General features: G+C 31.2%; 14 protein-coding genes. 5 read left to right on the forward strand and 9 right to left on the reverse strand.

Features of this window, described 5'->3' with window-relative positions; all coding sequences use genetic code 11:
* The first annotated feature begins 30 nt into the window (after positions 1-30).
* From ACJMLB_RS05390 to ACJMLB_RS05400, 3 genes are all read left to right on the forward strand, one after another.
* Positions 31-804: a sugar phosphate isomerase/epimerase family protein gene (locus ACJMLB_RS05390; protein WP_405324314.1), complete on the forward strand. Its 774-nt coding sequence runs from the start codon at positions 31-33 to the stop codon at positions 802-804.
* Between the two features lie 112 nt (positions 805-916).
* A complete protein-coding gene (locus tag ACJMLB_RS05395) occupies positions 917-2,218 on the forward strand; it encodes a phenylacetate--CoA ligase family protein (RefSeq protein ID WP_405324316.1) in 1,302 nt (433 codons plus the stop codon).
* 15 nt (positions 2,219-2,233) lie between these two features.
* Entirely contained in the window at positions 2,234-2,668 is a 435-nt protein-coding gene (locus tag ACJMLB_RS05400; protein ID WP_292789127.1) for an acetolactate synthase, read from the forward strand.
* 194 nt (positions 2,669-2,862) lie between these two features.
* Here ACJMLB_RS05400 and ACJMLB_RS05405 read toward each other — a convergent pair whose 3' ends face one another.
* The 7 genes from ACJMLB_RS05405 to cofH form a co-directional block, all read right to left on the reverse strand.
* A complete protein-coding gene (locus tag ACJMLB_RS05405) occupies positions 2,863-3,816 on the reverse strand; it encodes a malate dehydrogenase (RefSeq protein WP_405324319.1) in 954 nt (317 codons plus the stop codon).
* Positions 3,817-4,523: 707 nt separating this feature from the next.
* Entirely contained in the window at positions 4,524-5,021 is a 498-nt protein-coding gene (locus ACJMLB_RS05410) for a ferritin (RefSeq protein WP_405324321.1), read from the reverse strand.
* A 110-nt stretch (positions 5,022-5,131) separates the two neighbouring features.
* On the reverse strand, positions 5,132-5,287 hold the full coding sequence (locus ACJMLB_RS05415) for a rubredoxin (protein WP_295607161.1): 156 nt from the start codon (positions 5,285-5,287) through the stop codon (positions 5,132-5,134).
* 55 nt (positions 5,288-5,342) lie between these two features.
* Positions 5,343-5,501, reverse strand: coding sequence for a rubredoxin (locus ACJMLB_RS05420; RefSeq protein ID WP_405324323.1), 159 nt, complete (start codon positions 5,499-5,501; stop codon positions 5,343-5,345).
* Positions 5,502-5,602: 101 nt separating this feature from the next.
* A complete protein-coding gene (locus ACJMLB_RS05425; protein WP_405324325.1) occupies positions 5,603-6,013 on the reverse strand; it encodes a universal stress protein in 411 nt (136 codons plus the stop codon).
* 119 nt (positions 6,014-6,132) lie between these two features.
* Positions 6,133-7,842 carry an ATP-binding cassette domain-containing protein gene (locus ACJMLB_RS05430; RefSeq protein WP_405324327.1) on the reverse strand — a complete coding sequence of 570 codons (1,710 nt, stop codon included), beginning with the start codon at positions 7,840-7,842 and terminating at the stop codon, positions 6,133-6,135.
* An 857-nt stretch (positions 7,843-8,699) separates the two neighbouring features.
* On the reverse strand, positions 8,700-9,821 hold the full coding sequence (gene cofH, locus ACJMLB_RS05435; protein WP_405324329.1) for a 5-amino-6-(D-ribitylamino)uracil--L-tyrosine 4-hydroxyphenyl transferase CofH: 1,122 nt from the start codon (positions 9,819-9,821) through the stop codon (positions 8,700-8,702).
* A gap of 339 nt (positions 9,822-10,160) precedes the next feature.
* On the opposite strand from cofH, the gene ACJMLB_RS05440 reads away from it, so the two are divergent.
* A complete protein-coding gene (locus ACJMLB_RS05440; RefSeq protein WP_405324331.1) occupies positions 10,161-10,697 on the forward strand; it encodes a nicotinamide-nucleotide adenylyltransferase in 537 nt (178 codons plus the stop codon).
* A gap of 148 nt (positions 10,698-10,845) precedes the next feature.
* A complete protein-coding gene (locus ACJMLB_RS05445; protein WP_295607150.1) occupies positions 10,846-11,283 on the forward strand; it encodes a molybdenum cofactor biosynthesis protein MoaE in 438 nt (145 codons plus the stop codon).
* A 286-nt stretch (positions 11,284-11,569) separates the two neighbouring features.
* On the opposite strand, the gene ACJMLB_RS05450 is transcribed toward ACJMLB_RS05445, so the two are convergent.
* Together ACJMLB_RS05450 and ACJMLB_RS05455 are read right to left on the reverse strand one after the other, a co-directional pair.
* The gene (locus ACJMLB_RS05450; protein WP_295607148.1) at positions 11,570-11,776 is read right to left on the reverse strand and encodes a molybdopterin-binding protein; all 207 of its coding nucleotides are present in this window, start codon (positions 11,774-11,776) and stop codon (positions 11,570-11,572) included.
* A gap of 55 nt (positions 11,777-11,831) precedes the next feature.
* Positions 11,832-12,038: a molybdopterin-binding protein gene (locus tag ACJMLB_RS05455; RefSeq protein WP_405324334.1), complete on the reverse strand. Its 207-nt coding sequence runs from the start codon at positions 12,036-12,038 to the stop codon at positions 11,832-11,834.
* Positions 12,039-12,503: the final 465 nt, after the last annotated feature.

A 12,503-nucleotide genomic window follows, 5' to 3' on the forward strand; every position in this document is an offset into this window, starting at 1 on the left:
AATTATGATTATTTAAATAGAGGAGATTAGATGAAAATAGGAGCTTCAATGTTAGCGACCGAAGACAGAACAATAGAAGAAGCTTTGGAATACTTTGACAGCAATAAGTATATCGATTATGTTGAAATAGTCCATGATTATCCGTATAGAGAAATCAATGATGATAGTGAACTAATAGACCTCATTAAGTCATATGACTTGAAATACACTGTTCACGCTCCATTCATTGACATTAATATCGCTTCCTTGAATCCTGCAGTTGCAGATTTTTCAGTAAGTGAAATAGAAAGATCAATAGACCTTGCAAACATGATTGACAGCAATCTTGTTGTTGTTCATCCAGGAATTCTTGGATTCCATGGAAGGGGAAAGGAAGAATTGGTCAATAAAATATCAGAGGAACATCTTGAAGTCATCGGCAACTATGCAAAAGATTGTGGAGTTGATGCATGCATTGAAAATCTCCCTAACATCACTGACTTCATGTTCATGGATGTGAATCAGTTGAATGATACATTAGTCAAGCTTGACCTTCCAATGACAATGGACATAGGCCATGCCCATACAAATGGCTTCACTCCAGATGAAATTTACTTCGACTCAATTAAACACATACATGTGCATGATAATCCTGGCGATGATGACACACACCTTGCATTAGGTGATGGGACTTTTGATGTAAATGGGTTCTTTGATGTTTTTACTAAGAAAAAGTATGATGGCATCTACATGTTAGAGTTAATGTCTGTAGATTTCATTGAAAAAAGTTTGGAATACATGAAGAATTTAGGATTAATCAAATAAATTTAAAAAAAATTTATTATGAAAATTAACATATATAAAAAATAAGAGATTTAATTATAATTATAATAATTACAAAAATTCAAAAATTACACAAATAGAAAAAGGTTAGAATATGTGGAATGAAGAAATTGAATGCATGTCAAGAGAAGACATTTTTGAACTTCAATTGAAGAAGTTGCAGGCTACTGTAAAAAGGGCATTTGACAAGATCCCATTTTACACTGAAAAGTATACCAATGCAAATGTTTTCCCTGAAGACATAGAAACCTTAAAGGATATTGAAAAGTTGCCGTTCCTTACTAAAGATGATTTAAGAGCATGTTATCCATTTGGAATGTTTGCAGTCGATAAAAAGAAAATCATAGAGGTGCACTCCTCTTCCGGAACTACTGGAAAGCCAGTGGTAAGCGGATACACCCAAGGGGACATTGACAATTGGGGAGAAATCGTTGCAAGAGGACTTACCATGATGGGTCTTGATGAAGACGACATCATACAGAACACACATGGTTACGGATTGTTTACAGGCGGATTCGGTGTTCACTATGGAGCTCACAGATTAGGGGCTACAATCATCCCTATTTCTACTGGACAGACAAGAAGACAAGTTGAAATCATGGCAGACTTCGGAAGTACCTGTCTTATCTTCACTCCATCCTATGGTATCTACTTAGGAGAAGTTGCTAAGGAAGAGGGAATAGATTTCGATGAAATTGGTCTTAAAGCTATAGGTTTCGGAGCTGAAATGTGGACAGCTGAAATGAGAGACAGAATCGAAGAGACATTTAAGACCAAAGCTTATAACATTTACGGCCTTACAGAATTGATGGGTCCAGGTATTGGTATGGAATGCTGTGCACAGAACGGCTTGCACATTGCTGAAGATTTCTTCTATCCGGAAATCATTGATCCAAAAACTGGAATCACATTACCTGAAGGCACTCACGGTGAATTGGTATTAACTAACCTTGAAAGAGAAAGCATGCCTGTAATCAGATTCAGAACCAAGGACCTCACTGCACTTCACTATGACACTTGTGAGTGTGGCAGAACCCTTGCAAGAATGGAAAGGATTACCGGCAGATCAGATGACATGATTAAAGTGAAAGGAGTTGCTGTATTCCCATCACAAATCGAAAAGGCGCTTCTTAAGGTCAGTAACATCGAGCCTCACTATCAAATCATCGTTACAAGACCGGATATAATGGATGAAATTGAAATTAAAGTAGAAGCTTCAGAAGCTCTTTTCTCAGACGACATCAAAGAGATGATGGGTGTAAAACGTAAAATTGGTGAATACATTCAAAATGAGATTGGAATTGCAGTAAATGTTAGTTTAGTAGCACCTAAGAGCATTCCAAGAAGCACAAAAGGTAAAATACAAAGAGTGATTGATAAACGTAATTTACATTAATTAGGGAGTTTTAAAATGTATAAAATAACACAATTATCCATATTTTTGGAAAACAAAAGAGGGAATCTTTATAACACATTAGATTTGCTTGCTGCAAATGACATAAACATAAGAGCTTTATCATTAGCAGACACAACTGAATTCGGTATTTTAAGATTGGTTGTTCAAGACCCTATAAAAGCTAAAAAAATACTTGAAGAACACTGGTACATTGTTAAAAACACTCCAATCGTTGGAGCTGAACTCGATGATACCCCTGGTGGATTGTCTTCTGTCTTAAAGATATTGAATGATGAAGAGATTGATCTTGAATATCTTTATGCATTCACTCATGAAAAGACTGAAAAAGCTATTCTATTATTGCAAGCAGAAGATTTGGACAATCTTATAAACATTTTAACTGCTTATAAGGTTCCTCTTGTACCAGCTGAAGAAGTTTATAATTTATGATTAAATTATAAACTTATTTTTCTTTTTTTAAAATCAAATTAACCAACCCATACGAAAAATCTTTTTTAAAATATTAATTGATTAAAAATAGTCTAAAAGTAAAAAAAATAGATAAAAATAGTTAAGATAAATAAAATACTCTTTTTAAAAGAATAGATAAAAAGAAAAAATAAAAAAATAAAGAAGTTAAAAAATTATTCTTCTTTTAGACTTTCTCTAACTTCTTCTGTAAGCTTTCCAATCTGTTCAGCAGCTGATTGGAACTTTTTAGTCTCATAATCATTCATATGAATAGGAACTATCATTGCATTTCCCTTTTTGGATAAAACTGAAGGAACACCTAATGAAACTCCCTTGACACCTGCAATTTCACCATCCAAATGCAAGCTTACAGTCAATATCTTATGGGAATTTGTAATGAGTGTTATGATTAAGTTAGAAATAGCATATGCAGGGCCATATTCAGTAGCTCCCTTTTTGGAAATAATAGTGTTTCCTGCATTTCTAAGGGTCTGAATGATCTCCTTAATGTCCAATTCCACCTCTCTAATAAAGTATTTCAAAGGAATACCCCCAATGGTGGTTGAACTTAAAAGAGGAACCATATTGTCTCCATGTTCACCGATAACCCTTGTATGGATTTCACTGCTGTTTATGTTCAAACGTCTTGCAAAGTAATTTTTGAGTCTTAAGGAATCCAAGTGGTTTCCTACACCAATGACCTTGTCCCTATCGAAACCTGAAGCGTCCAAAGCGATTGTGGTCATTACATCCACAGGATTTGTAGCAACCAAAATAATGGCATCTGGTGCATGAATGGATATCTGCTTAGCATAATTGGAAACTATTTTAGCATTTACAAAAGCCAAATCCCTTCTGCTCATCCCCTCATGCCTTGGAGCACCTGCAGAAATCAATACAATTTGGGAATCTGCAAGATCTTCATAATTGCAGGATGGGGTGAGTAAACAATCAATATCTTCAGCAGCCAATGCATCATACATGTCATAGCTTTGGCCCTTTGCCTTGTCAATGCTTTCAGGTCTTGCAAACAATACAACTTCACTTATTGTATCTGCTCTAGCCAATTTGAAAGTAACGTTTTTACCTATTACACCGGTTGAACCCATTACACTTACCTTTACCACGTTTTTGCCTCCTTAAGATTACTTTTGATTAAAATAACATACTTAATATAGTTATATTCTTTTATTTCTAATAAAAATAGTTTACTAAAAATAAAACAAAATTAATTTTAAAATAATATAAAAAAAAGATAGTTTTTAAAACTTAAAGTATAAGAATTCAAAAGAATTCTTAACTTTAAATTTTTCCCATAAACCGGAGTTTGAAATAAACTCTAAGTAATATTATATTTTTAGAATATATAATCTTTACTTATTTATGAAGGGAAAAAACTACCCAATGAAAATATTAAACAAAATTTTTTTAAAATTCAACAACAAGTTACAAATTTATTTCATTAGCAAAATGAAAATTTTCAAGATTTCTAATGAATATCCAAGAATGTCTTTAAAATGTTCTTTGAAGACTTCAAAAGAATGTTTAAGAATTTCTCCAATTTCAGTTTTCATTTTATGCCTCCGGTTTTGGGTATATTTTCTGCAGGCATAAAAAACCTTCAATTGATACTTAATTTTCATTATAAATAAATATTATAGTTTTTTTAACAGTTAACTTTCATTTTAATTGTTAAATTATGATTATTCAATAAAATTGATGTTATTTCATAAAAATAAGGGATTTAAATAAAATTAGATTTTTTGATAAAAATAGTTAAAAATATAAATTAGAATAAAATTAAAAAATAAAAAAAGAAAAGAATAGATCTAATCTATTCTGCAGTTCCACGACCTGCGAACTCTTCATTGAGTTTATATAATAAAGAGTTGTCGTCGCCAGCTAATTTGAGTTTAGCTAAGTTTTCCATAGCGTTTTCTTCTTCTTCAACTTGTTCTTCAACGAACCATTGCAAGAAGTTATTGGTTGCATGGTCTTTTTCTTCAATAGCTAAGTCAACTAAATCATTGATTAATCCGGTAACTAATTGTTCGTGGGATAAAACATGCTCGAATGCTGCAAGTGGAGAGTCCCATTCGGTTTGTGGAGCTTCAATTGCAGTAAGGGTTACGCTTGCCCCTCTTCTAATGATGTAATCATAGAATTTCATACCATGTTCTAATTCTTCTGCAGCTTGAACTCTCATCCAGTTAGCAAATCCTGCTAAGTCGATGTCTTCAAAGTAAGCTGCCATAGATAAGTATAAGTATCCAGAATATACTTCTGCATTTAATTGAGCATTTAATGCTGCTTCCATTTTTTCATTTACCATTATAACACCTTAAAATTAAAAAAATTTTTATTAAATTAAACATTGGAATAATTTAATAATTCAAAATTAAATATTGAAATGATAATTTAATAATCATAAGTTATATTTATTTATTCTTCTACGAAATCTCCTTTTTCTGCACCACATAATGGGCAAACCCAGTCATCTGGTAAGTCTGCAAAAGCAGTGCCTGGTTCTACACCATTATCTGGGTCACCAGCATCAGGATTATATTCGTATCCGCAAATATCACATACAAATACCATTTTATTCACCTTCAACAGATCAAAAGAAAGTAGTATAAAAAAAAGTTTAAATCAATTATAATGCTTTAAACATAGTTTTTACTGCACCACATAATGGGCATTTGAAATCAGCAGGTACGTCATCCCATTCAGTTCCTGCAGCTACATCTCTTCTTTCTTCACCAGCTTCAGTGTCATATTCATATCCGCAAATAGTACATCTGTATTTTGCCATAATTTTACCTCCAATAAAATATAATAATATCTTTAATTTTAATAATATATAAATTGTTTTATTTTATTCCAACATATTCAAAAAACAGCAAAAAGCAATGATTATTTAACTAAAATAACAGGGACTTTAGATACCTTTAATGCATTTTCTGCCACACTTCCTATCTTGGAATAATCTATTGTTTCTTCCTTGTCCATAGACTTTCCGAAAGCTCCGAAGACAGCAATGTCAGGGTTTATCTTTCTAATCATAGTTGCCATATCCTGAATCGGATCAGCAGTGATGATATGCTCTACCACAACCACATCCTTTTCCTTTCCTTTTGCTGTGATATCATCCAATACCGCTCCGCCGGCATCATCCAGGTCATCATATGAAAAGTCAAGAGCAAAGTCCATAACATATAATGCAGAAATCTTTGCACCGTATTTGCTTGCCAAATCAATAGCCAAATCTACTGCCTTGTCTCCACATTTTGAACCATCACTAGCCACTAAAATATTCTTAAACATATTATCATCTTTAAAATAATAAAATAATTGAATTATCTGAAAAAATAATTATTGAATAAAAAAATATTAATTAAAATAAAAAATAATTTAAAAAATAAAAATAATGGACAATAAAGTGATTACATCAAGTAATCAGCTTTACAGAATCCAATGAAGTCATCAACTAAGCTATCAACATCTTTAGTGTCATCCTTGAGAAGACCTTGGTCAATGAAGATAGCTCTGTTACTTAACTCCCTGATGAAGTCGGTATTGTGTGAAACCATTACAATGGTGGTTCCGAACTCCTTGCAGATTCTCTTAAGTGAGTTGGTTACTGTTCTCAAGGTTTTTGGATCCAAGTCTCCAAACGGTTCGTCAAGCAATAAGATATCAGGTTTGGATACAAGCACAAGTGCAAGCATAGCCCTTACCTTTTGACCACCAGACAATTCAAATGATCTTCTTCCTAAAATGTCTAAAGGCAAGTCAAGCGCTTCAAAGAGGTCTGCAACCTGTTCTGCAATTTCAGTTTCAGGGAATTTAGGGAACAATTCATCTAAAATACTTGGTTCAAGTCCTACTTGCTCAAGACGTGCTTTAGCTTCCCTTTCTGGAAGGTCAGTCAATTGATACAATGCATCAAGCAAGATGTCAGGCAATCCTTCTTCTCTAGCCCTTTCTTTTGCTTCCTGAACCATATCAAATCTCTTATAACCTAGTTTCTTAGCCAATTGGCTTTGAACGGTAGCCCAATATACCAAAGCGAATTCCTGATGCATGAAACCTATGTTTCTTCTAACTTCCATCCTGTCAAGGCTTGCTTTTCTGATGTCTACCCATTTGGTTTCTCCATCCTTTTCAAGCTTGAAAAATACATCGCCGCTGTCAGGGACATCCATACCACCTAACATACGAAGAAGAATTGTCTTACCTGCTCCACTTGGACCTACTAGAGATAGGATGTCACCTCTCTTTACTTCAAAGCTGATATCCTTCATGTGCAAAACGTCTTTACCTTTAAGCAAATAGAACCTTTTATCCAAATCACATGCTTTAATCAAGGTTTCATCTGTGGATTCAATCGCAATGTCAACAGGGTCTTCAATGTCTGATAAAAACTCATCGATGATTTCATCAACATCTCCCTCTTTAGCTATTTCACCATCTTCCAAAAGGATTAGCCTTTCAGCTAAGAATTTATGAATCTCAGGCAAGTGTGACACCAAAACAATAGTGATGTTTAATTCTTCATTGATCTTTTTGACAGCGTCCAAGATTTCCTGTTTGGTTTTAGGACATGCCATTGTAGCAGGCTCATCAAGAAGCATTACTTTAGGCTTTTTAGCAAGCTGTCTTGCCATGATAAGTCTTTGCTTTTCACCACCACTCAATACAGAAGCCAAATGGCCTGACTTTTCCTTAAGTCCTACAAGCTCCAATAGCTCATAAGCTTCCTTATCGAATTGGTCATGAGCCAATTCAAAGTCGGTTCCTGCCTCATCACCGTATTTTGCACCGTATAGCTTTCTTACAACATTGTCAAGCACGGTTTCCGGCCAAATACCAAAAGACCTTTGCAAGTGAATTGCAGTTTCCTTTTTGACTTGATTGAAATAAAATTGAGAGGAATACGGCTTTAAGGTGTATCTTTCTACTCTAACTTCACCTTCATCGAATTTTTCCACTCCTCTTAATATTCTTAAAAGGGTAGTTTTACCGGAACCGCTTGTACCTAAAATACCTACGATTTCTCCTTCTTTAACTTCAAGATTAATGTTATTTAGGGCTTTCACTTCTTCCCCATTATCTAATTTATATGATTTAGAAAGGTTTTTAATACTTATCATTATACCACGATTTGAATTTTTAAATGATTATTTATAATTAGAATTATTAAAGAATGATTTTAATAATTTTTATAAATTTTAAATATTATTAAAATATTTATACATAATATAATATTAAGTTTACCTATATTTAAAACCTTTTCAAAATTCTTAAAAAAATTGAAAATAACGAAATTAAAGCAATATTAACTGTAAAATAAACTTAATTCATACATTATTGATAAGATTTAAATAATATAAATCTTAAAATTAATTTTAAGGGTTTACACCTTAACGTAAATTCCCTAGTTGAAAAATCGGTATGTGAGAGAATCCAATTAATTGGATTCTTTAACATAATAATCTACTTTTTTTAAATCTACTTTTTTAAAAATTTTTAATCCAATAATTTTCTACTATTATCTATCAATATTTCAGCCTAACATCAATTTTATAACTTCATCAAATATTGCAAACTTACAAAAATGTTCTAAAAACACTGTTTTTAATAAAATAACACCAATATTTTAATTAAAATTAAAATAAAAGTTAAAAAATTGGTTAAATTTATAAATAATTAATTTAGACTATTATCAAGGTTTCGATATCTTAAATAAATCTCGATTTTTCAATTTAGGGAGGTGAAATTATGGTCGTGACTTTGAGACAAGTTTTACTTGTTATCCTTTTCATAATTCAAATGATCCTAATTTTCATTGAATAACTATAGTTTCACGATAGTCGAATTTTACAAAAAGTTTATAGGTTGATTTGCCTTAGATATCCTTTCATCCTTATTAAAATAGATAAAAAGATGTTAAAAAATAGAAAAAATATAAAAAATGTAAAAAAGTTATAAAAAAAATTATAAAAAAAATCTAGAATTCAATTGGATAGAATTCAGTGTAAGTGGAGTTTCTTTCTATTGGAACTCTTCCCAAGTCATTGACTATTTTAGTTAAGTCTCTAATACTTGCATTTACACCATCTGGAGCTCCAGAAGCTGCAGACAATTCATCTCCACCTAAAGTTCCACCTAAGTCATTTGCACCAGCCAATAGTGAAACTTGAGCAAATCTAAAGCCCATTTTTACCCAAGAGACTTGAATATTAGGAATGATGTCTCTAAACATTAATCTAGCAACAGCGTAAAGCTTTAGATCTTGAGTACCAGTAGCTCCCAAATCCCTTTGTCCTTCAAGGAAAATCGGAGAATATTCATGCATGAATGTCATTGGAATGAACTCATTGAATCCACCGGTATCAAGTTGAATCTGCCTTAAGATATCCAAATGCTCAACTCTCTCTTCTATAGTCTCTACATGACCGTACATCATGGTAGCAGATCCGGTTATTCCCGCTTCCTGAGCTATCTTCACTACATCAATCCATTCTTGAGTTGATACCTTTTTAGGACAGATTATCTCTCTGGACCTGTCAGTCAATATTTCTGCTGCAGTTCCAGGCAATGTGTCCAAACCTGCCTTTTTCAATATCTTGAATGCCTCATCTACAGGTATTTCACTATTTAATGCAGCATCTCTAATCATTGTTGGTGAAAATCCATGGATTTCCACTTTAGGATAATGTGATTTGAGCAATTTCAAAAGATGCTCATAATATTCTATTGTTGCATCTTCAAGCACTCCACCCATCAAGGTGAATTCACGTGCCCCATCACGATAACCTCCTTCAGCCTTATTCAAAATGCCCTCATCATCTAATAAATAAGCTTCAGGATCATCAGGATCCTTACCGAAAGCACAGAATCCACAGCGTACATGGCAGATGTTTGTGAAGTTGATATTGCAGTTATTGATGAAAGTGACCTTATCACCAACAATCTCTTCACGGACTGCATCTGCAGTAGCTAAAAGAGGATAAATTTCTGAACCCTTAAGATTCATTAAGTAATTCCCATCTTCAACTGAGATAGGCTCATCAAAAGCGCTATCTAAAATCTTCTTAGTTTTGGATGCCACATTAATTCTATCGTACATAATTTTAAATCAGTTTTATATAGCATATAAAGTTTTCTATGAATTGAAAAAAATAATTAATTTTAATAGGTTAAATGATTATATTTTAACTAAAAAGTGATTAAATTATTAATAAAGAAAAGAAAATATTTATTAATTAAATTAAGTTAAAAATCAGACATTTTAAGGTAAAAATGATTATTTTTATACATTTAATTTAAATTAGCAATTTTTAAATTTAACTAATTTACTTATTCCTAATTAAAAATCAATGAATTTTTAAATTTAACTAATTTACTTATTCCTTATTAAAAATCAAATAATCAAATATTAATATTATAAATGATAAAAAGAGATACAATGAATAAAGTAACACGCGGCTTATTAATTGGAAGAATGCAACCTGTTCATAATGGCCATATCCAAATTATAGAAAAGACATTGAATTATGTTGATGAAGTTGTAATTGGAATTGGAAGCGCTCAATTAAGCCATGAGCTAAAGGACCCATTTACTGCAGGTGAAAGAATCATGATGATGACCCAAGCATTGGATGATGCAGATATCGATCCTAAAAGATATTACATCATACCTATTGAAGACATCAATAGAAATGCATTGTGGGTTGCTCAAGTGAAGATGCTGACTCCTCCTTTTTCTAAAGTCTATAGCGGAAATGCACTTGTAAAACGATTGTTCAAGGAAGAAGGATACGAAGTCTATCAACCAGAGCTATTTGATAGGGACGTCTTGTCTGGAACTGAAGTCAGAGATAGAATCCTAAATGATGGAGATTGGAGATCTCTTGTTCCTAAAGCTACTGCTGATGTTATTGACGAGATAGACGGAGTATGCAGAATCAAGGAATTGAGCAAAAAGGAATTAAGTGAAATATAACCTTATTTAATTTCTATTTTTTTAAAGCAATTTTATAACAATCGTTATATTTATTAATAAAAAAATTAAATATATTAATGGAATAAGACAAATTAACTTTAAGTATCAAACTTAAATTTTTTATTCATTATTTTTTTAGGATGATAAAATGGTAATAAAAATTGTAGAAAAAGATGAAGAATACTTTACTATTGGAGACTTAATTGAAGACATTAAAAAATCACAAAGAGTTGATGAAGCTGGAGCAATTTACAGTTTTGAAGGAATTGTAAGAGGAACAGAAGAAAACAAGACAGTAGATAAACTTACATTAACTCTTCCAGATAAGGAAAAGGGATTATCTGAAATTGAAACCATAGTAGAAACTGCAAAAGTAAAGCATGGCGTATTTGAAATAAGCGTTATCCATTATATTGGAGAGTTCTACACTGGAGATCAATTGTTCCTTGTAGTTGTTCTCGGACCTCATAGAGGAGAAACCTTAGAAGCTCTTACCGAAGTTGTAGAAAGAGTAAAACATGAAATTGACTTTAAAAAAGAAGAGCTTTCAAATCAAGGAACTAAAGTTATAATGGCAGGAGGATAATTCTTCTTCCATTAACTATTTTTTATAAAATAAATAAAATTCTATTTTTAAATAAATAAACGATTTTTTTAAAATTAAAAAAAGATATATCAATTATTAAAAATTTTTTTAAATATCTAAAAGATTAAAAAGAGATAGATTTTACAAAAATCTATAAAAATTACCTTAAAACTAATTTTAACAGAATTAATCCATTAAAATACCTAACTACTAAAATAAACACTATAATTATAAATTTCTAAATTTTATTAAAATTAAAGTTAAAAGTAAAGTAAATAGAATAAATCTATTTAGCTACCATTACTTCAGTGGATTTGATAATAGCTTTTACTTCATCACCAATAGCTAATTCTAATTCTTCTGCAGATTCTCTGGTAATTGCTGCAGTAATTAAAGCTGGATCTTCTACTTTAATTTTAATGCTTGCCATTACAGCACCTAATTTTACACTTTCAACAGTTCCTTTAATTCCGTTTCTTGCACTAATTTCCATTTTATCACCAATATAAAATAAAATATTAAATTCTATAATCTCAAAACTATTAAACTTATTTAGCTACCATTACTTCAGTAGATTTGATAATAGCTTTTACTTCGTCTCCTTCTTTTAAGTCTAAGTCTTCTGCAGATTCTCTGGTAATTACTGCAGTGATGACACCAGGTTCGGTTATTTCAATTTTAATACTTGCCATTACTTCACCTAATTTTACATCTTCGACTTTTCCGGTTAATCCGTTTCTTGCACTAATTTCCATAATAATACCTCGATATGAATTTATCAATAATTATGCAATTCGATAATTGCATATAATATAATTTGCCTTAATAGTATATAAATATTACTATTAAAGCAATGAAAATAGTTTTTTACGATTACTGTATTTTTTACATATCGAAAAAGGAAATCTGAATTTTTTTAATCGATAATAATATTATATTATAAAGAGAAACTAAAAATTATTTCAATGAAAACAATATTAAAATGAGATTAAAAATTTCAAATAAAGGAAAATATTGATTGAAATTAAAAAATTTTAATTTAACAATCAAAAAAATGGGAATAAAAAGCTTAAATTAATCCAAATATTAGAAAACTTTATTAAATAAGTCTTTTATAAATATGATTAGATAATTGTTGAATATTTTAAGATTTAAAAATCAAAAATGAAAGAATGAAAGAATAGAGAATTAAAAATAAATAATTTTTAAAAATTCAAAAT

Source organism: Methanobrevibacter sp., assembly GCF_045114555.1.
Taxonomy (GTDB): Archaea; Methanobacteriota; Methanobacteria; order Methanobacteriales; family Methanobacteriaceae; genus Methanobrevibacter.